20 protein-coding genes are annotated in these 21,170 nt (G+C 70.3%); 4 read left to right on the top strand and 16 right to left on the bottom strand.

What is annotated here, in order from left to right; all coding sequences use genetic code 11:
• Positions 1 to 133: 133 nt before the first annotated feature.
• Both ACYVF3_RS16610 and glpK read left to right on the top strand, forming a co-directional pair.
• The gene (locus ACYVF3_RS16610; RefSeq protein WP_145744076.1) at positions 134 to 886 is read left to right on the top strand and encodes an MIP/aquaporin family protein; all 753 of its coding nucleotides are present in this window, start codon (positions 134 to 136) and stop codon (positions 884 to 886) included.
• A gap of 17 nt (positions 887 to 903) precedes the next feature.
• Positions 904 to 2,406 carry a glycerol kinase GlpK gene (gene glpK / locus ACYVF3_RS16605; protein ID WP_461155131.1) on the top strand — a complete coding sequence of 501 codons (1,503 nt, stop codon included), beginning with the start codon at positions 904 to 906 and terminating at the stop codon, positions 2,404 to 2,406.
• Between the two features lie 102 nt (positions 2,407 to 2,508).
• On the opposite strand, the gene ACYVF3_RS16600 is transcribed toward glpK, so the two are convergent.
• The 3 genes from ACYVF3_RS16600 to ACYVF3_RS16590 all read right to left on the bottom strand — a co-directional run bounded on the left by ACYVF3_RS16600 (position 2,509) and on the right by ACYVF3_RS16590 (position 5,730).
• Positions 2,509 to 3,711: a macrolide family glycosyltransferase gene (locus tag ACYVF3_RS16600; protein WP_461155130.1), complete on the bottom strand. Its 1,203-nt coding sequence runs from the start codon at positions 3,709 to 3,711 to the stop codon at positions 2,509 to 2,511.
• Between the two features lie 200 nt (positions 3,712 to 3,911).
• Positions 3,912 to 4,295: a thiol-disulfide oxidoreductase DCC family protein gene (locus tag ACYVF3_RS16595; protein ID WP_461155129.1), complete on the bottom strand. Its 384-nt coding sequence runs from the start codon at positions 4,293 to 4,295 to the stop codon at positions 3,912 to 3,914.
• Positions 4,296 to 4,326: 31 nt separating this feature from the next.
• Positions 4,327 to 5,730 carry an NAD(P)H-quinone dehydrogenase gene (locus tag ACYVF3_RS16590; protein ID WP_461155128.1) on the bottom strand — a complete coding sequence of 468 codons (1,404 nt, stop codon included), beginning with the start codon at positions 5,728 to 5,730 and terminating at the stop codon, positions 4,327 to 4,329.
• 305 nt (positions 5,731 to 6,035) lie between these two features.
• Here ACYVF3_RS16590 and ACYVF3_RS16585 point away from each other — a divergent pair, with 305 nt between their 5' ends.
• Entirely contained in the window at positions 6,036 to 6,506 is a 471-nt protein-coding gene (locus tag ACYVF3_RS16585) for a gamma-glutamylcyclotransferase (protein WP_461155127.1), read from the top strand.
• An 85-nt stretch (positions 6,507 to 6,591) separates the two neighbouring features.
• Here ACYVF3_RS16585 and ACYVF3_RS16580 read toward each other — a convergent pair whose 3' ends face one another.
• The 13 genes from ACYVF3_RS16580 to mbhE form a co-directional block, all read right to left on the bottom strand.
• Positions 6,592 to 7,923, bottom strand: coding sequence for an FGGY-family carbohydrate kinase (locus ACYVF3_RS16580; protein ID WP_461155126.1), 1,332 nt, complete (start codon positions 7,921 to 7,923; stop codon positions 6,592 to 6,594).
• Positions 7,920 to 8,621 carry an HAD family hydrolase gene (locus ACYVF3_RS16575; protein WP_461155125.1) on the bottom strand — a complete coding sequence of 234 codons (702 nt, stop codon included), beginning with the start codon at positions 8,619 to 8,621 and terminating at the stop codon, positions 7,920 to 7,922. The genes ACYVF3_RS16580 and ACYVF3_RS16575 overlap by 4 nt, the downstream gene beginning before the upstream one ends.
• Positions 8,622 to 8,733: 112 nt before the next feature.
• On the bottom strand, positions 8,734 to 9,378 hold the full coding sequence (locus ACYVF3_RS16570; protein ID WP_461155124.1) for a hypothetical protein: 645 nt from the start codon (positions 9,376 to 9,378) through the stop codon (positions 8,734 to 8,736).
• Between the two features lie 92 nt (positions 9,379 to 9,470).
• The gene (locus ACYVF3_RS16565; RefSeq protein WP_461155349.1) at positions 9,471 to 10,700 is read right to left on the bottom strand and encodes a M20 family metallopeptidase; all 1,230 of its coding nucleotides are present in this window, start codon (positions 10,698 to 10,700) and stop codon (positions 9,471 to 9,473) included.
• Positions 10,701 to 10,843: 143 nt separating this feature from the next.
• The gene (locus ACYVF3_RS16560; protein WP_461155123.1) at positions 10,844 to 12,103 is read right to left on the bottom strand and encodes an amidohydrolase; all 1,260 of its coding nucleotides are present in this window, start codon (positions 12,101 to 12,103) and stop codon (positions 10,844 to 10,846) included.
• 395 nt (positions 12,104 to 12,498) lie between these two features.
• The gene (locus tag ACYVF3_RS16555; protein WP_461155122.1) at positions 12,499 to 12,783 is read right to left on the bottom strand and encodes a hypothetical protein; all 285 of its coding nucleotides are present in this window, start codon (positions 12,781 to 12,783) and stop codon (positions 12,499 to 12,501) included.
• A gap of 186 nt (positions 12,784 to 12,969) precedes the next feature.
• Positions 12,970 to 13,317 carry a monovalent cation/H(+) antiporter subunit G gene (gene mnhG, locus ACYVF3_RS16550; RefSeq protein ID WP_461155121.1) on the bottom strand — a complete coding sequence of 116 codons (348 nt, stop codon included), beginning with the start codon at positions 13,315 to 13,317 and terminating at the stop codon, positions 12,970 to 12,972.
• Positions 13,314 to 13,580, bottom strand: coding sequence for a monovalent cation/H+ antiporter complex subunit F (locus tag ACYVF3_RS16545; protein WP_145744100.1), 267 nt, complete (start codon positions 13,578 to 13,580; stop codon positions 13,314 to 13,316). The genes mnhG and ACYVF3_RS16545 overlap by 4 nt, the downstream gene beginning before the upstream one ends.
• The gene (locus ACYVF3_RS16540; protein WP_461155120.1) at positions 13,577 to 14,125 is read right to left on the bottom strand and encodes a Na+/H+ antiporter subunit E; all 549 of its coding nucleotides are present in this window, start codon (positions 14,123 to 14,125) and stop codon (positions 13,577 to 13,579) included. Before ACYVF3_RS16540 ends, ACYVF3_RS16545 begins: the two co-directional genes overlap by 4 nt.
• A complete protein-coding gene (locus ACYVF3_RS16535; RefSeq protein WP_461155119.1) occupies positions 14,118 to 15,653 on the bottom strand; it encodes a Na+/H+ antiporter subunit D in 1,536 nt (511 codons plus the stop codon). The genes ACYVF3_RS16540 and ACYVF3_RS16535 overlap by 8 nt, the downstream gene beginning before the upstream one ends.
• Positions 15,650 to 16,078 carry a Na(+)/H(+) antiporter subunit C gene (locus ACYVF3_RS16530; RefSeq protein WP_461155118.1) on the bottom strand — a complete coding sequence of 143 codons (429 nt, stop codon included), beginning with the start codon at positions 16,076 to 16,078 and terminating at the stop codon, positions 15,650 to 15,652. Before ACYVF3_RS16530 ends, ACYVF3_RS16535 begins: the two co-directional genes overlap by 4 nt.
• Complete coding sequence (locus ACYVF3_RS16525) at positions 16,075 to 16,518, bottom strand: MnhB domain-containing protein (RefSeq protein ID WP_461155117.1); 444 nt, start codon at positions 16,516 to 16,518, stop codon at positions 16,075 to 16,077. The genes ACYVF3_RS16530 and ACYVF3_RS16525 overlap by 4 nt, the downstream gene beginning before the upstream one ends.
• Positions 16,519 to 16,613: 95 nt before the next feature.
• Positions 16,614 to 18,935 carry a hydrogen gas-evolving membrane-bound hydrogenase subunit E gene (gene mbhE / locus ACYVF3_RS16520; protein WP_461155116.1) on the bottom strand — a complete coding sequence of 774 codons (2,322 nt, stop codon included), beginning with the start codon at positions 18,933 to 18,935 and terminating at the stop codon, positions 16,614 to 16,616.
• 386 nt (positions 18,936 to 19,321) lie between these two features.
• On the opposite strand from mbhE, the gene ACYVF3_RS16515 reads away from it, so the two are divergent.
• A complete protein-coding gene (locus tag ACYVF3_RS16515; protein ID WP_461155115.1) occupies positions 19,322 to 21,016 on the top strand; it encodes a serine/threonine-protein kinase in 1,695 nt (564 codons plus the stop codon).
• The last annotated feature ends 154 nt before the right edge of the window (positions 21,017 to 21,170 follow it).

Genomic DNA, 21,170 nt, shown 5'->3' with positions numbered 1-21,170 from the left:
ACGCGCTGCGCACGACTGGCGGCACTGATGGACACGTGTTGCCATGCGGCAGTACCGTCCCGACTCGCTCCATGTCGGACAGACACCGAAGACCCGCCTGTGCCAACGGCGGCATCACGAGGGGAACGGGAGAATGACCAGTCTTGGCGAGGTATTCCTCTGGGAGCTGCTCGGGACGGCGATACTGACCCTGATGGGTTGCGGCGTGGTCGCGAACGTGACCCTGAGCAGGAGCCTCGGAGTGGGCGGCGGCTGGCTGCTGGTGAACTTCGGCTGGGGCTTCGCGGTTTTCGCCGGTGCGAGCATCGCCGAACCTTCCGGGGCGCACATCAACCCCGCGGTCACCATCGGACTCGCGATCTACGGGGACACCGCGTGGTCGCAGGTCCCGGTCTACATCATCGCGCAGATCATCGGTGCCACGCTGGGCGCGGTGCTGTGCTGGGCGGCCTACAAGTTGCAGTTCGACACGACGGAGGCTCCTGCCGACACCCGGGGGATCTTCTGCACCGGGCCGACCGTGCCGAACGCTCCGTGGAACATGATCACCGAGATCATCGGCACCTTCGTGCTGGTGTTCTGGATCATCACCAACCCGCCGGCAAGCCCGGGCGACACCGCCGGTGTGCCGGACTTCGGCAACGCCGCGCTCGGCTACGCCGCGGTCGCGTTCATCGTGATCGGCATCGGCAACTCGCTCGGCGGGCCGACCGGTTACGCCATCAACCCGGCGCGCGACCTGGGGCCGCGCATCGCCTACGCGATCCTGCCCATCCGCGGCAAGGGATCGGCCGAGTGGGGTTACTCGTGGGTCCCGATCGCGGGCCCGATCATCGGCGGCGTGCTGGCGGGACTGCTCGCACTCGCCCTCCCCATCAGCAGCTGACAAGGAAGGTGTGAAAGATGGCCTCGTACGTCGCCGCCATCGACCAGGGAACCACTTCATCGCGGTGCATGATCTTCGACCACTCCGGCAGGGTGGTCGCGGTCAACCAGAAGGAGCACCGCCAGCTGTTCCCGAAGGCCGGCTGGGTCGAGCACGACCCGCTCGAGATCTGGGACAACGTCCGCCAGGTGTGCGCGGGCGCTCTGGCCAGCGCCGACCTGGTCTCGTCCGACATCGCCGCCTGCGGCATCACCAACCAGCGCGAGACGACGGTGGTCTGGGACAAGGCCACCGGCAAACCGGTCTACAACGCCATCGTCTGGCAGGACACCCGGACCGACGAGATCGTCAGCGAGCTCGGCGCGACGGAGGGGCAGAACCGCTTCCAGTCCAAGACCGGGCTGCCGCTGGCCACCTACTTCTCCGGGCCGAAGGTGAAGTGGATGCTCGACAACGTCGACGGCATCCGCGAGCGCGCCGAGAAGGGCGAGCTGCTGTTCGGCAACATGGACACCTGGGTGCTGTGGAACTGCACCGGTGGTCCGGACGGCGGGCTGCACGTCACCGATCCGACCAACGCCTCGCGCACGCTGCTGATGGACCTGGAGACCCTGCAGTGGGATCCGGACATCTGCGCCGAGATCGGCATCCCGATGTCGATGCTGCCGGAGATCCGGTCCTCCTCGGAGGTCTACGGCCAGTTCCGCGAGCGCGGTGTGTTCGCCGGGGTCCCGATCGCAGGCATCCTCGGCGACCAGCAGGCGGCCACCTTCGGCCAGGCCTGCCTGTCGCCCGGTGAAGCCAAGAACACCTACGGCACAGGCAACTTCGTGCTGCTCAACACGGGCACCGAGCGGGTCCTCAGCGACAACGGCCTGCTGACGACCGTGGGCTACAAGATCGGCACCAACGACACGGTCTACTGCCTCGAGGGCTCGATCGCGGTCACCGGTTCGCTGGTGCAGTGGATGCGGGACAACCTGGGCATGATCGGCAGCGCCCCGGAGATCGAGCAGGTCGCCCGGAGCGTCGACGACAACGGCGGTGCGTACTTCGTGCCCGCGTTCTCCGGCCTGTTCGCTCCGCACTGGCGCTCGGACGCGCGCGGCGCGATCGTCGGGCTCACCCGCTACGTCAACCGCGGCCACCTTGCCCGAGCGGTCCTGGAAGCCACGGCGTTCCAGACCCGCGAGGTCATCGAGGCCATGAACGCCGACTCCGGCGTTCCGCTGAAGTCGCTGAAGGTCGACGGCGGCATGGTCGTCAACGAGCTGCTGATGCAGTTCCAGGCCGACATCCTCGGCGTTCCGGTGATCAGGCCGGTGGTCAACGAGACCACCGCGCTCGGCGCCGCCTACGCGGCCGGCCTCGCGGTCGGGTTCTGGGGCAGCGAAGCCGACATCCGCAGCAACTGGGCCAAGGACAAGCAGTGGGACCCGTCGATGACCGACGAGATCCGCGAGAAGCAGTACCGCGACTGGCAGAAGGCCGTCACGAAGACCTTCGACTGGGTCGAGTGATCTGAGCCTGCCGCGAAAGGCGGTCCGACCCGCGCGGTCGGACCGCCTTTCGCTTTCCCGCCCGCTGAAAATCCTCCCGGCCGAGTTGGTTTCGGCGGAGGATCAGCGTTCGAGGAGGGACTCGATCCGGGCGACGGCGCGGGCGAGCCCGCCTGATTCCTCGATCTCGCGGCGCATCTCCGCCACGTGGCGCAAGATCCGCGGGTTCGAGGTGACCTCGGCGAGCGCTTCCCGCAGTTGCTCGGGAGTGACGCTTCCGGAGTCGATCTGCACGCCGAGATCGAGCTCCTCGATCCGCGCGGCGTTGGCGAACTGCTCCGCAGCCTGCGGTGCGGCGATCAGCGGGACGCCGTGGAACATGCCTTCCATCACCCCGCCCATACCCGCGTGAGTGATGAACGCGTCCGCGTGCGAGAGCACCTGCAGCTGCGGGATCCACTGGTGGACCTCCACGTTGCCCGGCGCGTCGGCCAGGTCGGCCGGGTCGACGTCCCGCCCGACCGCCAGCACGACGTGCTGGTCCGTCCCGCCGAAGGCAGCCACGCACCTGCGGTAGAAGTCGAGCCGGTCGTTGTAGGCCGACCCCAGCGAGATCACCACGACAGGCCGGTCGTCCGGCGGGCTCCAGGTGCCCTGGAACGCGCGCTGCGAGAGCATCGGGCCGACGAATTCGAAGGACTCCTCGGCGCTCTCGCCGAAGTACTGGAACTTCCTCGGGATCGCCACGATGGCCCGCACCGGCACCCCGATGTCCTCGAAGGACAGATCGGTGCCCTGCTCCGCGAAGTACCGGTCGTACCGGGCCCGCACGGCCGCTTTCTCCGGCGCGTCCTCCTGCTGACCGCCCAGCACCTGCTCGATGCCCGGGGAGTAGACGTGCGTCGGGGAGAGCTGGATGCGGGGGACCTGCCACTTCTCCGACAGGACGAGAGCGGGGAACGCGGCGACGTCGTAGACGATCAGGTCGGGCCGGTCGGACGCGAACGCCCGCTCGATCTGCGGCACCACGAGTTCGGTCTCGTCGAGGAACAGGTGCTGCGCCTCGACCTCGTCGTCGGGCCACTCGGGCCGCAGGGCGCCCGAGGTTCCCGGTAGCAGCGACTCGTAGCGGACCGGCTCCGCACCGGTTTCGGCGACCTGCGGCGCGAACTCGTCGGTGGTGGCGTAGCTGACGCGGTGCCCGCGGGCGACCAGCTCGGCGACGAGGCCGAGCCCGGGGTTGACGTGACCGTGAGCGGGGATGGACGCGAACAGGACGTGCGCGCGCCGCTCGGTCCGGTGGACGTTCTGGACTGGTGTCGACATGGGTGGCAGAACTCCTGATCAAGACGCCCTGATGTCGGGCGGGAATGGTGGGTTGCCGCGCCGCGGGAAGCCGTGCTCCCGCGCGCGGTGAGGCCGCCTGAGGCGGGCTTGATCAGAGGTAGAGCTGCCACTGCATGCCCCCAGGCTAACGCCGGTCCAAGGGACGTGTCGCCCGATTTTCCCGCGCGCGGGGCAGCGGCTCAGCCCGGCCGCTGGTCGGGTGGCAGTTGGCAGGCGGGGGTGGTGCCGGGGAGGCGGGAGCGGTTGTCGGCGACCCATCGGTACGCGCGGGCCGCGATGGTGCGCAGCAGCGGTGCCGACATGATCCGGCCGAGCACCGCCCAGGGGAGCCGGCAGGACTTCAGGAGCCTGGCCACGGCCTCCGCCCCGCCGAAGACGCGGCCGGAGCGGTCGATCCAGAGGACCTCGTGGCGGGCCCGGGCCTCGGTGGTGCGCAGCGCGGTGAGATCGACTTCCTGCCACGGGCGGACGCTCATGCTCACCGGCAGGCGCACGGCGAGCCGGACGCTGCGGGTGCAGAAGCCGCAGTCGCCGTCGTAGATCAGCACCGGGCGTTCGGTCATGCCGCCATCCTCCTCCGCGGGAGGCGCCGCGTCAGTCCAGGTCGTCGTGGCGCATCAGCAGGCGGCCGGCCTCGGTCAGCGAACCCGACAGCGACGGGTACACCGAGAACGTGTTGGCCAGGTTGTCCACGGTCACCTGGTTCTGCACGGCGAGCGCGATCGGCAGGATCAGTTCGCTGGCGTTCGGCGAGACCACCACGCCGCCGACGACCACACCGGTCTGCGGGCGGCAGAAGACCTTGAGGAAACCGCGGCGCAGACCTTCCATCTTGGCGCGCGGGTTGGTCGCCAGCGGCATCATCACGGTGCGCGCCGGGACCTCGCCGCTGTCGATGGCCTGCTGGCTGATGCCGACCGTGGCGATCTCCGGGTGGGTGAAGACGTTCGCGGCGACGGTCTTGAGCTTGATGGGCGTGACGCCCTCGCCCAGCGCGTGCCACATCGCGATGCGGCCCTGCATGCCCGCCACCGAGGCCAGCAGCAGCAGACCGGTGCAGTCACCGGCCGCGTAGATGCCGGGGGCTCCGGTCCTGGACACCCGGTCGACCTCGACGTAGCCACCCCGGCCCGGCTCGATGCCGACCTTCTCGAGGCCGATGTCGTCGGTGTTGGGCACCGATCCCACGGTCATCAGCGCGTGGCTCGCCTCGACCGTGCGGCCGTCGGCGAGGTGGATGATCACGCCCTTGTCAGTGCGCTCGACGGACTCGGCGCGGGCGTGCTTGACGACCTCGGTACCGCGCTCGGCGAACACCTCTTCGAGCACGGCGGCGGCGTCGGCGTCCTCGTGCGGCAGCACGCGGTCGCGGCTGGAGATCATGGTGACCTTGACGCCCATCTCCGTGTAGGCCGAGGCGAACTCCACACCGGTCACACCGGAGCCGATGACGGCCAGGTGCTCGGGCAGGTCAGGCAGGTCGAAGAGCTGCCGCCAGGTCAGGATGCGCTCGCCGTCGGGCTCGGCGTCCTTGAGGATGCGCGGCGTGGCACCCGTGGCGATCAGCACCACGTCGGCGGTGAGCTCCTCGCAGGTGCCGTCGGCCCGGTCGACGCCGATCTGGTGCACCGCCATGCCCGGGGTCGGGTCGGTGAAGCGGGCGCGGCCCGGGATGATCTTGACGCCTTCGCGTCGAACGCGGGAGCGGATGTCGGCCGACTGCGCGAGGGCCAGGCCCTTGACCCGGCCGTGCACCACGGCGACCTCGACGTCGGCTTCGTGGGAGGAGGGCCGGATGCCGAGCTCTTCGGCGTCGCGAAAGGAGGAGCGAGCCCCGGCGGAGGCGATGAAGGTCTTCGAAGGAACGCAGTCGTAGAGCACGCAGGCCCCGCCGAGACCTTCCGGCTCGACGAGCGTGACGTCCGCTCCGTTGGAAGCGGCGACCAATGCCGCCTCGTAGCCCGCCGGTCCGCCGCCCATGATCACGATGCGGGTCACTTCGCGCTCCTCCTGAGTCCATCTGGCCGATGGGCACCCGGTTGCCGATGGTCACCGATTACACCGATGGGCGCCGGACTCACGGTACGCCGCGAAGACTCCGGGCAAACCGGGTGGTACCGCCCGGGACGAGTGATCGTGGCGAACGCCACTCCCGCTTCTCGCCACCGCCTGTGATCGTCAGCGCTGCGCAGGCGATCGTCGTCCCGGCGCGATCCGCACCGGGCTCCGGGCGAGGCAAGAAACCCACATTCGTGCTCCGATCCGGTCCGCTTTTCGGCCGTGGAATCGCTACCCTGTGGGACGTGCCTTTGTACGCCGCGTACGGATCCAACATGGATCCGGCCCAGATGTTGAAGCGCGCCCCGCATTCCCCGATGGCGGGAGCCGGCTGGCTCATGGACTGGCGGCTGACCTTCGGCGGCGAGGACTACGGCTGGGAAGGCGCCCTCGCCACGATCGTCGAGCAGCCCGGTTCGCAGGTCTTCACGGTGCTCTACGACGTGAGCCCGGAAGACGAGAAGAACCTGGACAACTGGGAGGGCGCCGAGCTCGGGATGCACAAGAAGCTGCGGCTGATGGTGCAGACCCTCGACGGCTCCGCCCTGGCGTGGATGTACGTGCTCGACGCCTACGAGGGCGGGCTGCCCTCGGCGCGCTACCTCGGCGTGATGGCCGACGCGGCCGAGGCCGCCGGAGCCCCCGAGGACTACGTGGAGAAGCTGCGGAAACGCCCCTGCCACAACGTCGGCCCAGGCTCTCCGCGCGAGCTCTAGCCCTGTTCAGATGTAGTGAGGGTGTGTGGGGGAAGCTTTCATGAAAACTTCCCCCACACACCCTCCCACCCCACACCAAATACCTCTAGAGCCAGCCGCGGTGGCGCAGCTCCGCTGCGAACCGCTCGTAACCCGAGTGCAGGCGGTCCACTTCCGCCCGGTCCGGTTCGAGGAGCTCGCCACCCGGCACCATCGCCGCCGCGGCAGCGCTGAGGTCGGGGTGCAGCGAACCGGTGGCCGCCAGCAGCGCTGCGCCCAAAGCGGTCCCCGCGCCGAGCACGCGCAGCACCGGCCGGTCCAGGACCGAGGCCCGGATCCGGCACCACGCCTCGCTGCGAGCGCCGCCCCCCGCGGTGCGCACCGGTCCCTCGGCCACCGCACCCAGGGTGGCCAGGCGTTCCAGCGCGAGACGTTCGCAGAAGGCGACCGCCTCCAGCTTGGCGCGGTGCTCGTCGACGCGGTCCTGCGGTGATCCCACCTGGAACGCTTCGGCGTCGGGCGCCTGGAACGGGAACCGTTCTCCCCGCCCGCGAAGCGGGTAGTCGAGCACGCTCGCGGGACCCCGCGCGAGGGCGGCGGCGTCCAGTTCGGACAGCTCCTCCGGGTCCACATCGGACAGCGCGGAACCGCCGATGTTGGCGGCCCCGCCCGGCAGCCACCGCCCCTCGGGGTGCAGGTGGCTGTAGACGACTCCGGCCGGGTCGTGCACGAGCTTCTCGGAAACGCCCTTGAGCACCATGGTCGTGCCGAGCACGGTGACGAACTGCCCGGGATCGACGGCGCCGGAGGCGAGCTGCCCGGCGCAGCCGTCGGTCATTCCCGCGCGGACCTCGCAGCCCACCGGCAGACCGGTCAGCACCGCGGCCTCGCGCCCCACGCGACCGAGCACGGCCGTGGGGCGCTCGACCTCCGGCAGCAGGCTGGTGGGCGCTTCGAAGGCCCACTCACCCGTCACCGGGTCGTACCCGCTCTTGAGCGCGTGGCTGGTGTCGGTGGCCACGGGGTGACCGACCAGCCGGTGGGCGATCACCTCGGGCGTGTGGCAGATCTGCTCCGCGTCGGCCGGGAGGTTCTCGGCCAGCCAGGCGACCCTGCGACGACGGTCGTCGTACATCAGCGCCGGGCCGACGGGCTCGCCCCGGACGTCGACGGCGACGACCGTCCCGGAGGTCGCCGAGATCGCCAGCGCGGTGATCCCGCCGCTGCGCGCACCCAGAGCGCGCGTGCACTCGGCCAGGCAGTCGCGCACCGCGGGCCACCACGAGCTCGCGTCCTGCTCCGATCGCCCGTCCGGCGTTCGCACCGGGCCCGGCAGCGTCCGGGAGGCGTGCGCCAGCGGCTCGCCCGCCGCGTCGTGGACCTGCACCCGGACGTTGGCCGTGGCCACGTCCACCCCGACGACGAGATCGCCCGTCACGAGGACAGCTTCTCCAGGGCGCCGGGCAGTTCGGCCAGCGAGTGCACCGCGATGTCCGGTTCGGCCAGCTGCTCCGGGGTCGGTGCCGGGGGCGCTTCGCCGCGCAGCACCCACACGGTGCGCAGGCCGATGCGCTGGGCTCCGCGCACGTCGGTGTCGAGCCGGTTCCCGACGTGCACCGCCCGGGACGGTGGCACTCCGGCCTCGTCGAGGGCGTGCTGGAAGATCCGCGGATCGGGCTTCTCGGCGCCGACCGTCTCGGAGATCGCCCAGACGTCGATGTGCTCGGCGACGCCGTCGCGGCGCAGAGCGTCGACGACGATCGAGCGCTGGTTGGCCACCAGCGCGATCCGGAACCGCTCGCGGAGCTGGCGCAGCGCGGGCAGCACGTCGTCGTAGAGGGCTTCGGGCGGGTACTCCCAGTGCGCTTCGGCCAGGTCGGACAGCCGCTGCCGGTCTTGCACGGTGAGGAACCGCTGCGCCACGGCGGTGCGCAGCGAGCCGCCCTGGGCCTGCCTGCGCTCGTCGTAGAGGTGCAGGAACTCGGTCTCGCCGAACTCGCGCCCGTCCTCCGCGGTGAGCTGGCGGGTGGCGCGCAGCAGCGCGTCCCGGTAGGCGACGTCGTCGTAGACGGGACCGCCCACGTCGAGCAGCACGAGGTCGATCGGTTCGGGTCCGGTTGCGGGGTCGGCCGGCACGTCCGGTCCTTTCGTTCGCGGTCCACCGGGACCGGGGTGGCACCCTTCACCCTCAAAATAACATCGTGAGCGACAGAGTTAACAGCATTCGATGTGATATCTACCAGTGCGTTCATGGTGTGGCTCCCGCGAACGCGTCGCCCGGCCGAACCCACGCCAGCTCCAGCAGCGCCAGCGCCTTCCTGGTCCCGCGCCGGTCCCGTCGGCGGCGCAACCGCTCCCCGATCAGCGCGCGGAAGTGCTCGGCCCCTGCCCCGAGGCGGCACAGGGCCCGCTCCAAGCAGTCCAGCGCGGAGCGCTGCGGGCCCGTGCACAGCACGTCGGCGAGCGCCACGTCCAGCGCCTGGACGCGGAGCCCGTCGAGCTCGATGGCGTCCGTCTCCCGGAACCAGGCGTGGTGCACCACCAGATCACCGTGCGACCGCAGCTCGCGGTCGTAGGGCACGGTCACGTGCACGGCGTCCTCGACCGGCCCGCAGCCGTGCATGGCCACGGCGGTCGGCCCCGAGATCACGCCTTGGTCGCCGGCCCGCAGCAGCGCGGCGGCGGCCCTGGTCATCGGATCGCGCAGCAGCGCGGCCGGGAGCACCACCCCTGGCCAGGGCTGGACCCACTCTCCGGACTCCAGCCACTCGGCGAGCTCGGCGACGCCGAGCAGCCGTTCGGCTTCGGCGCGCGGCAACGCGCCGTACCAGGGTTGCGGGCTCGTCGAGCCGGGCGCGGGCAGGAACTGCGGGCAGTTGATTGTCGTCCCCATGCCCGTAAAGAGGCGCGAACCCCTCCCGCAGATACGTTCCGCGCCGGATACACCTCGATCAGGCGAAGATCCGGCGCGGAATCAGCTCTCGATCAGCTCCGCAGGCTCAGCAGCGCGGTGTGGACCATCGTCCGGACCCCGACCAGCAGCGCCCGCTCGTCGAGCGTGAAGGTCGGCTGGTGCAGGTCCTTGATCCGGCCGCTCCCCGAGTGCACGCCCAGGCGCGCGAAGGATCCCGGCACGTGTTCGAGGTACCAGCCGAAGTCCTCCCCGCCCGACGACTGCGGGGTGTCGGCGTGCGCCCCCTCGCCCATCGCGGCGGTGATGCCGGCGCGCATCAGCTCGGTGCTCTCCAGCTCGTTGACCACCGGCGGCACGCCGCGGCGGTGCTGCAGGTCGAAACCGACACCCAGCGGCGAGAGCAGGCTGCCCGTCAGGTCGTGGACGAGCGGTTCGAGCTTCGCCCAGGTGTCCCGGTCGGCCGTGCGCAACGTGCCGGTGAGCACGCCGTCCTGCGGGATGGCGTTGGGCGCCTCGCCCGCGTGCACCGCTCCCCAGGTCAGCACGGTCCCGGTGCGCGGGTCGACGCGGCGGGACAGCAGCCCGGGCAGTCCGGTGATCACGCTGCCCAGCGCGTGCACCAGGTCGGCGGTCAGGTGCGGCCGCGAGGTGTGCCCGCCCGGCGAAGTGAGGCGCAGTTCGAGCAGGTCGGTGGCGGAGGTGATGGGCCCGACGCGGGTGCCGACGCTGCCTGCGGGCAGGCGCGGGTCGCAGTGCAGGCCGAAGATCCGGTCGACGTCGTCGAGCGCTCCGCTGGCCAGCACGTCGAGCGCCCCGCCCGGCATGACCTCCTCGGCGGGCTGGAAGATCATCCGCACCCGCCCCGGCAGGTCGGGAGCGGTCGCCAGCGCAATCGCGGCGCCGAGCGCGACCGTGGTGTGCGCGTCGTGGCCGCAGGCGTGCGCGGCACCATCCACTGTGGATGAGTAGGGCAATCCGGTGGCCTCGGTCAGCGGCAGCGCGTCGATGTCGGCGCGCAGCGCGACCGTCGGCCCGGCGGACGTTCCCACGATGTCGCAGGTCAGGCCGGTTCCGGTGGGCAGCATCCGGGGCGTGAGACCGGCCCGGCCGAGCTGGTCGACGAGGAACGCGGTGGTCCGGTGCTCGGCCCGGGAGAGCTCCGGGTGGGCGTGGAGGTGACGGCGCCAGGCGATCACTCGATGCCAGTTCGCGCCGAGCCACGCGTCCAGCCAGGACGGTCCGCGGCCCGCTCCGAGGTCGGGCACGCCGGACTCCACACTGGATTCGAGGTGGGAATCCATGCCCTCAATCGTGCTTTCAGACAGGCCGATCGGCTCGTCAGCAACCAGAGTCGCCTGGCCGACGGCCCACTCCTCGGCCGTCACCGCCGAACCGTCACGGTTCGGGAACTGACCCGGGTCCGGGCCACGAGAATCCACCACGGTCACGCCACGCCTCCCGACGTGCAGAACTGTTCGGTCGAACCTTGTCCAACGCGGTCGGCGACACCGGCGAGCAGCCGTTCGCGCTGCGGGCCGTCGAGCACGGCCGCCAGCGCCGTCCAGGCCATCGCCACCGCTCCGTCGAGGACCGCCCGGTCCGCCGAGGGAGTGGCGCAGGCCGCGGCGAACTCCGCCTGGTGGTTGACCGCGTCTCCGCATTCCACCGCGATCATCGGATGGATCGCGGGCAGGGCCCTGGTCACGTTGCCCATGTCGGTGCTGCCGATGACCCGGCCCTGCTCAGTGCTCCGATCGAGCGGTTCACGCCCGAGATCGGTGATGGCACGGCGGTACGCCTCCGACAACCACTGGTCGCAGGCGAGCTCCGCGTAGACCGGGGAGATCTGCACGATCTGGTGCGAGCACCCGGTCGCCGTCGCACCCGCTTCGAAGCAGGCCCGGATGCGGTTCTCCAGGCGCTGCAAAGAGCGCGCTCCGGCAGCACGCAGGTTGTAGACCGCCGCGGTGCGCGCGGGCACGATGTTCGGCGCCGCGCCACCCTCCGTGACGATACCGTGCACCATCTGCTGCGGCTCGAGGTGCTGCCGCAGCAGCCCGATGGCCACCTGCGCGACGGTGAGGGCGTCGGCCGCGTTGACGCCGAGCTCGGGCGCGGCCGCGGCGTGGGCGGCGCGCCCGGTGTAGCGGACTTCGAGGTCGGTGATGGCCAGCGAGCTCGGCAGGCAGATGTCCTCCGGGCCGGGGTGCACCATCATCGCCAGCGCGACGTCGTCGAAGAGGCCCTTCTCCAGCATCAGGACCTTCCCGCCACCGGTCTCCTCGGCGGGAGTGCCGAGCAACCGGACCGTCAGCCCCGCCTCGTCGGCGACGTCGGCCAGAGCGAGAGCGGCACCGACCGCAGAGGCCGCGATGACGTTGTGCCCGCAGGCGTGCCCCACCTCAGGCAGCGCGTCGTACTCGGCGCAGATGCCCACGACGAGGTCGCCGCTGCCGCGCTCCGCGACGAGCGCGGTGTCGAGGTCGGCGACGGGCTGCCGGACGCTGAAGCCGTGGTCGGCGAGGAGCGCGGCGACCTTCGCGGCGCTGCGGTGCTCGGCGAACGCCGTCTCCGGCTCGCCGTGGATGCTGCGGGACAGCCCGGCCAGCGCTCCTTCGTTCCGGCGCACGACGTCGCGGCAGCGGTCGCGCAGCGCGGCATGACCCACGGATGAGGTCTGGTCTTCGGGCGGGGTGGTACGCATGTGCGCTCATCCTGCACCAGCCCGATCAGCCGCGCGTCGCGAGCGGACCGAGCCGAGACCACCGGTAGGCCTGCTGCGCCGAACGGGTGGCGGGACTTCGGCTGAGCAGAAAAGGGGAAATTCACGTTATTCCCCTGTCGCGCAATTTCCCGGTTGAGCTCGGGATTGTCAGGTGCGCGAACGGCGATGGGGTGTGGGCCGGCACCGGTCGGGGGGCTTCCCGGCGCCGACCCACGTCTGGAGTGGGCTACTCACCCAGGAAACGCGCGAAATGACTCCGCACGTGCGATCAGGAGTGAAAATCCCACAGCTTCGCCGTCAGGTCTAGTCCATGGCGGAAATTGATGGCAAAGAACTGGTTAAAACCGACCCTGGCGTCTGTTTTATTGGATTGCCTACTTCTTCTTCTCGAAGAAGAGCAGCGACTTCTTGCGCGCCTTGCGGGAAAGGAGCACGAGTCCGATCAGCACCACACCGGCGACCCCCATCGCGACGCGCTGATTGCGCTCGGCGTCGGTCTCGTCCTCGGGCGCGGTTCCCCCCGGCGGCTGCTGCCCGACGACTACCGCGACCTCCGCCGAGCTCGTCTGAGCCGTCACCGGGCTCGCCACCGCCGTCGGCGTGAGCAGCAGGGATAACGCGATCGCGAACCCCGCGAGCAGGCGGCCGATCCGCCACATGATGGCTCCACATCCTTCGCGTCGCGCCGGAGGGCGAACACCTCCGGGCCGTCTTTCAGCGACCCCGTTCGAGGGTCACCCGTTCCGGTCGAAGTCGATCATATCGAACGCCTGTCTCCTGACAGAACCTTCGACCTCCACCAGACAGGACAGTCCAGGATCGACCGATGACCGACAACCGCCGGTTCAGCGAACTCCGGACTCACGATCGATTCGGTCACCGAGCTCATCGATGATCAACGTTTCCCGGTCGACGCTTCCGGTGCGATACGCCGCGCGGCCCACGAGTTGGGCGAGAACAGGTGCGGTGAGCGTTTGGAACAGTCCAACGAGGATCAATCCGGTCGCGTAGCCGAGTTCCAACTGCACCCCGGTGCCGATCAGGATCAAGATCAGGCCCAGGGTCTGCGGTTTCGTCGCCGCCTGCAGCCTGGCGGTGACGTCCGGGAAGGTCAGCAGCCCGATCGCGCCCAACAGGCAGGACAGGGCGCCACCGATCAGGCAGATCGCGGAGAGAACGTCCGTCCAGCTCATCGGTACGGCTCCTTCTTCTCGATCAACTTCGCGGTGCTGATCGACCCGATGAACGCCAGCAGCGCGAACGCGGCCAGCAGAGCGATGTTCGACCCGTCCTGCTGCAGGCCCATGCCCACGCAGGTGCCCGCCACGATCAGGGTCACCAGCACGTCGACCGACACGATCCGGTCCAACGTGGACCGGCCGAGCAGCAAGCGGACCACGACGAGCAGACCCGCCACGGCCAGCAGCACGAACGTCACGGCGAAGACCCAGATCACGCCGCATCACCCCTGACCAGTTCTCGCTGTCCGGTGGAACCGACCGCGTCGACCACCAGCCGCTCCAGGAACCGCATCTCGTCGCGCACCGAGTCCTCCTCGCCGGGCCGCAGGCCCAGCGCGTAGACGTAGCAGGTGCGGTTGGCGCGATCGATCTGCAGCACGAACTTGCCCGGCGCCAGCGACACCGCGCTGGCCACGATCGCGATCAGGTGGTCCGAGTCGACGTTCAGCGGGGCGGCCACGATGCCCGCCTTGGCGCGGTTCCGGTGGATCACGGCCTGCCACGCCACCCGGACCGTGGAGATCACCAGGTCCCACGCCAGGTAGGCCACCAGCCGGGCCGCGTGCAGCGGGCGCAGCACCATGCCGGTGCGCAGCATCGGGACCGGGAACAGCAGCGTCACCAGCAACGCCACGACCACGCCGAAGAACAGCGTGCCCGCGTCGAACTTGCCCCACAGCAGCACCCACACCGCGGTCAGCCAGATGACCAGCGGGATGCGGCGCACCAGCCGCTTGCGACGCGGCATCCGCTCACCCACCGGAACCACCTCCCAGCACCGCGGTCTTGTAGGTCTGACCGTCCATGAGGTCGTCGGCCGCGCGACCCGCGATCTCCCCCAGCGGGCCTGCGACCAGCGCGATCACCAGGCTGGACACGACCAGCACCCCGGTTGCGGCGAGCATCGGCTTGCTGGAGCTGGCGGTGCCGACCACCAGCTCATCGGTGGGATCCGGGTCCGGCGCGGGCGCCTTCACCTGCCCCCAGAACACCCGGGTCCACACCCGCGCCATCGCGTAGAGGCTCAGCAGGCTGGTCAGCACCATGCCCGCGGTCACCGCGAAGGCGGTGATGCTGCCGCTGGAGACACCCGCCTGCAGCAGCGCGAGCTTGGCGACGAAGCCGGAGAACGGGGGCACGCCCGCCAGGCTCAGCGCGGGCAGGGCGAACAGCACCGCGATCAGCGGCGTCGTCTTGGCCATGCCGCCCATCCGGGTCAGCGCCACGGTGCCGCTGTGCCGCGTGATCAGACCGCTGACCAGGAACAGCGTCGCCTGCACGGTGATGTGGTGGACGACGTAGAGGATCACGCCGGTCAACCCGACGACGTCGTAGACGCCCAGGCCGAACAGCATGTAGCCGATGTGGCTGACCAGCAGGAACGACAGCAGCCGGTTGAGGTCGTTCTGCGCCAGAGCGCCCAGCGCACCGACGATCATGGTGATCAGCGCGATGCCGAGCATCAGGTTCCAGCTCTCCGAGTGCGAGAACACCAGGGTCTGGGTCCGGATCAGCGCGTAGATGCCGACCTTGGTCAGCAGACCGGCGAAGACGGCCGTGACGGGTGCGGGCGCGGTGGGATAGCTGTCCGGGAGCCAGAAGTGCAACGGCACCATCGCGGCCTTCACGCCGAACACGATCACCACGAGCAGCGCCAGCGCGATCTGCAGGCCCCGGGGAAGCTCGGCGACCTTGGTCCCCAGGTCGGCGAGGTTCACCGTGCCCGTCGAGGCGTAGACCAGCGCGATCATGGTGATGAACAGCAGCGACGAGGCGAGGCTGACGATCGTGTAGGTCATGCCCGCCCGGATCCGGGTGGACGTGGTGCGCCGGGTGATCAGCACGTACGACGAGCTGAGCATGATCTCGAAGGCGACGAACAGGTTGAACAGGTCGCCGGTGAGGTACGCCAGGGACACGCCCGCGCACAGCATCAGGTACATCGGGTGGAACGTGGTGCTGGAGCGCTCCCGGCCGTAGTCGGTGATGCGCTGGCCGATCGAGTAGATCAGCACCGCGAACGTCACGACCGAGGAGACGACCAGCAGCAGCGACGAGAGCCGGTCCGCGATCAGCGTGATGCCGTGCGGCGCGGGCCAGGCGCCCATCTGCAGCACGACGGGACCGCTCTGGTCGGAGACGTAGAGCAGCACGCCCGCGTCCACGATGATCACGCCCAGGACCAGCAGGCCGAGGAAGCGCTGCAGGTCGGCGAACCGGCCGAGGGCCAGCGAGAGCCCGGCGGCGGCCAGCGGGAGCAGGACGGGCAGGGCGACCAGGACCGTCACTGCGCCGCCTCCTTCGCCGGTTCGTCGTCCGCCGTGTCGTCGTCGGGATCGTCATCGGCTTCCAGCCGCTTCTCCAGCCGCTGGATCCGGCGGTCCTCCACGTCGTCGCGGACCTCGTCGTGCCCGAGCAGCGTCCAGGACCGGTAGGCCAGCGCCAGCAGGAACGTGGTGAGCGCGAAGGTGATCACGATGGCGGTCAGCGCCATGGCCTGCGGCAGCGGATCGGCCATCTCCGCCGGGCCGGCGTTCGAGAGCATCGCGGGACGGGCCGGTGGGCCGCCCGCGATCTGCAGCAGCAGGTTCGAGCCGTGGCCGAGGACCACGATGCCCAGCAGGATGCGCATCAGCGACCGCTGCATGAGCAGGTAGAAGCCCACCGAGTAGAGCACCGCGATGACCAGCGCCATCGTCAGGTTGATGGTCATCGCTGCCCCCTCGCCGCGGCTTCGGCGTCGGCCTCGATGCCCGAACCGAGGGTGCGCAGCAGGTCCAGCACGACGCCCACGATCAGCAGGAACACGCCGGTGTCGAGGATGATGCTGCTGACGAACTTGATCTCGCCGAGCAGGGGCGCGGTGAACTTGTAGATCGTGGTCTCCAGCAGCTGACCGCCGAACAGCAGCGGCAGGAACGCCGAGGCGCAGGCGATGGTCAGGCCGAGACCGATCAGCACCGGCGGTCGCATCGACACGACGGCGCTGTCGTCCATCCGGCCGCCCGCGAGGTGGCGCAGCAGGAACGCCTGACCGGCGACGAGGCCACCGGTGAACCCGCCGCCCGCCCGGTCGTGACCGGCGAACAGCAAGTAGATCGACAGCACCAGCACGGTCGGGAACACGATGCGCGCGACCAGCTCCAGCAGCACGGAACGCGGTTGGCCTTCTCGGCGGAAACCGGACAGCAGCCAGCGCTCGGTCGGCGTGTCCCATCTCGTCCACGGCGGCGGCTTTGGCGGGGGACTCAGTTGCGCACCTCCTTCTGCTGCGTCTGGACGCGCCGGCGGCGTTCGTGCCGGGACGCCAGGATCAGGCTGGCCACGCCGGTCGCGGCCACCGCGAGCACCGAGATCTCGCCGACGGTGTCGAAGGCCCGGAAGTCCACGATGATCGCGTTGACGACGTTGGTGGCCCCGGCGCCCTTCTCGGCGTGGGCCACGAAGAACTCGCTGGCCTCGGGCGGGGCCTGCCGCGCGGCGCTGAACCCGATCGCCGCGAGCGAGACGAACAGCCCGGCGGCGGTGGCGATGATCGCCTTGGGGATGCGGATGGCCTTCGAGGAGTCGGCCTGCGAGAAGCGCTCCGGGAGCCTGCGCAGCACGAACACGAACGCCACCACGGTCAGCGTCTCCACCAGGAACTGGGCGAGCGCGAGGTCCGGGGCACCGTCCACGATGAACAGCCCACCGATGCCGTACCCGATGACGCCGACCAGCAGGACCGCGGTGAGCCTGCGGTGCGCGCGCAGCACTGCCAGCGCGGCGACCACCACGCCCAGGGCGAGCGGCAGCTGCATCAGGTTGTCGACGGCGCGCAGGTCGTCGGGCACGGTGAGCTGGATCAGCAAGGCCGATCCGGGGATGGCCACGACGGTGACCAGGATGATGCCGAGGTAGGTGGGCAGCGAACCCACCTGCAGCCGCGCGGTGACGGCGACCGCGACGCGCTCCAGCAGCGCCATGATCCGCTCGTAGCCGCGCTGGGCGTTGAGCGGCTTGGGGAGCCGGTTGCGCCACGCGGTCAGCGGGGTGCGCCCCCGGTGCAGCACCAGACCACCGGCGACGGCGAGCACCGACAGCGCCAGCGGGATGTTCAGTCCGTGCCACAGCGCCAGCTCGGCCGGCTTGCCGACGGACTCGTAGGACTGCGCGTAGCCGTCGGCCAGCTCGTTGGCGATCGGGTAGGCGATGCCCAGCACGAGTCCGCCCAGCGCGGGAAGCCCTGCGGGGATCAGGGCCTGGAGGTCGGCGGGCTTGACCGGCGGCGGGACGACGCCCGGCTTGGTCCCGAACGCGCCGAACCACATGCGCAGGCTGTAGGCGACGGTGAGCATCGACCCGATCACCAGGAAGACGTCGACCACCACGCCCTCGGGACCGGCCAGGAACGCGCCGAAGGCGGCTTCCTTGCCGAGGAACCCGAGCATCGGCGGCAGGCCCGCCATCGAGGCCGCGGCCAGCGCGGCGATCACCGCCAGCCACGGCTGGCGGCTGCCGAGGCCGGTGAGCTTGCGGATGTCGCGGGTGCCCGCCTGGTGGTCGATCATCCCGACGACCAGGAACAGGGTCGCCTTGAACAGGCCGTGCGCGAGCAGCATGGTGGCCCCGGCCAGCGCGGCGTCGTGGCTGCCCGCGCCGAAGAGCACCATCAGGAATCCCAGCTGGCTGACGGTGCCGTAGGCCAGCAGCCGCTTGAGGTCGTGCTCGTGGAGCGCGCGCCAGCCGCCGAAGAGCATGGTGGCCAGCCCGAACACCACGGCGGTGTAGCGCCACTGGGGCACCGCGTCGAAGATCGGGCCGAGCCGGGCGACCAGGAAGACACCGGCTTTGACCATCGAGGCCGCGTGCAGGTAGGCGCTGATCGGGGTGGGAGCGACCATCGCGGCGGGAAGCCAGTTGTGGAAGGGCAGCTGCGCCGACTTGGTGAGACCGCCGACGAGGATCAGCAGCGCGGCGACGGTGGTGGCCGTGCCGGTCGGCGGGTTCTCGACGAGCTCGGAGATCCGGTAGGTGCCCGCGGACTCGCCCAGCACGACGAAGCCGAGCAGCATCACCAATCCGCCGAGGCTGGTGATCATCAGCGCCTGCAGCGCGGACCGGCGCGACTCGCGGCTGATGCCCGCCTGGCCCACCAGCAGGAACGAGCAGATCGTCGTCAGTTCCCAGAAGACGTAGACCGTGGTGAGGTCGTCGGCGACGACGAGCCCGAGCATGGCTCCGGCGAAGCCCAGCAGCAGCGGGGCGGAACGGCGCGCGTCTCCGCGACCTCGGGCGAAGTAGGCGTCGGCGTAGATCAGCACCAGCACGCCCAGCCCGCAGACCAGGATGGTCATCACCAGGGCGAGCGCGTCGAGGCGGAAGCCGAAGTCCAGGCCGAGCAGCGGCACCCACCGCACGGTTTCGGTCCGCGTCTCGCCCGCCAGCACCTGCGGGGTGTGGGAGAGCAGCCAGACCGCGGCCGCGGCAGGCGGGATCGCCGCGATCAGGAAGGCGGCGCGGGTGTTGCGCCGGGCGATCAGCGGGAGGAGAACGGCGACCAACAGGTGCGCGATGACGAAGCCGAACAAAGGCACCTCCTCCACGCCGCTGTTGTCAGGGCGGCCGGGCACCACAGATCATTCGCCACCCGTGCAGTCCTCGCACCGCGACGCGATCTCCCCGCGTCGCGGATGTCCGGAAGGTCCGACCGCCCAACAAGTTATCTGGCGTCACGGGTCTCGCGCCAACACCGCCCTCCGGAGCGTCCGCGCCGTTGGGCGGTGGTTTTTCGTTGCGTCGAAATGACGTTCGCCCTCGAAACGGTGCGCTACCGCGACTTTGCGAGTGGGATTCTTCACGTGCCGTAACGTCACCTCCCGACCTGGGCGATCTCACCGCTGCGGGTACCTACCAGCTGGGGTTTCGCGGTCTTTGACCCCGTTCGGGCACGGCTGTCGGGCCGAAGGTGGAAGATGTGGCAGTGCCCACCGAGAACCAAGACACCCTCGCCGGCATCGGCCGGCTGATCGCCGACCGGTACCGCCTGGAGCGCAAGCTGGGCGGCGGCGCGATGGGCACCGTGTGGTACGGCACCGACGAACTGCTGCACCGCCCGGTGGCCGTGAAGCAGGTCAAGCTCGCGCCCGGCATGCCGGAGGAAGAGGCAGCCGAGCTGCGCGAACGCGCGCTGCGCGAGGCCCGCGCCATCGCGGTGCTGTCCCACCCGAACGTGGTGACGCTCTACGACGTCGCACGCGAGCAGGACGAGCCGTTCGTGGTGATGGAGCTGGTCCCGTCGCAGAGCCTGGCGGCCATCCTCGACGACCACGGCGCGCTCAACGACGACCAGCTCGCGGTGATCGCGGACGGCGTGGCAGCGGGTCTGGACGCCGCGCACCGGGCCGGGATCGTGCACCGCGACGTCAAACCCGGCAACGTGCTGATCGGCGACGACGGCAGGCTGAAGGTCAGCGACTTCGGGATCTCCCGCAACATCGCCGAGCACACCCTGACCAACACCGGGATCCTGCTGGGAACTCCCGCCTACATCGCCCCCGAGGTCGCCGCGGGTGAAGCGGTCACCGCCGCCGCCGACCTGTGGGGGCTGGGCGCGACGCTGTTCGCCGCCGCCGAGGGCCGTCCGCCCTACGACGTCGGCGACGACCCGCTCGCGACGGTCACCGAGGTGGTCCGCGGGCCCGTTCCGGTGCTGCACCGGCCGGGCGCGGTGGGCGACGTGATCCGGGCGCTGTTGGTCAAGGACCCGGCGCAGCGGTTGCCGTTGACCGAGGCGCGGCGCCGGTTGCAGCACCTGCTCCCGGAACCGGGCGCCCGGCCGTTCTCGATGCTCTTGGATCCCGAAGCGCCGACCGTCCGGGTCCGGCAGCGGGTCCTGCAGAACACCTCGCAGGAGCAGCCCCCGGCCCCGCCCGCTCCGCAGCAGTCGGGTGCGGCGCCGCTGGCGGCCGATCCGGGTCCGCCGCCGTTCACGCTGCACGACCCGCCGAAGAAGAAGCGACGTCCGCTGCGCGCGGTGGGGCTGGTGATGGCCGGGCTGCTGCTGTTCGCCTCGGCGCTGGTCGTGTCGTTCGCGACGACCCGCGTGCTGGCGGGCGAACCGCTGCTGCCCGGCCAGGACCCACCGTCCACCTCGGACCCGTCTCCGGCGCTCCCGGCGCTGGCCCAGCGCAGCGAGACCGCGAAGCACACGAACGCTCCGAGCGGCGGCGAGTTCGCGATCATGGCGCCTGCCGGGTGGCGGACCTTCCACAGCGAGCGCAACGACATCGCGAACAACTCGGTCGTGGCGTTCGTGTCCGAGGACGGCTCCAGCCAGGTCGCGGTCCAGCGCTACGGCGAGTACTTCTCCGGGAGCAAGACGCTGGACAGCTACGAGGCGCAGCTCGCGCAGGCCATCGGCGGTCCGGCCGCGGACGTGCGCGTCAACGGCTTCCGCACGGTCGGCGACACCCGCAGGGTGGACTACACGACGACGGTCCAGCAGCTGCTCGCCTCTCCGGCCGACCAGATCGAGCGCCGCACGACCGCGGCGTTGAAGAAGGTCGGCGACGACCTCTGGATCATCCGGGTGACCACCACTCCGGAGCGACAGGCCACGGCGGAGGAACTCCTCAACCAAGTCCTACCCACCTTCACCCCGAGCAGCTAACGCCCCGCCCCCGGCCTCCGGACACCCAACCGATGGACATTTCCCAGTTTTAGTCCAAACCGAGCCATGATCATGTCCGAAATGTCGGCTCAGTTTGGACTAAAACCGGGACTTGGTGAGGCGGACGACCACGCGTCGAAAATGCGGAGAGACT

The sequence above is a fragment of the Saccharopolyspora tripterygii genome (assembly GCF_054778355.1).
The sequence above is the reverse complement of the archived record's forward strand: the minus strand, read 5'-3'. Positions and strand labels throughout refer to the sequence as shown.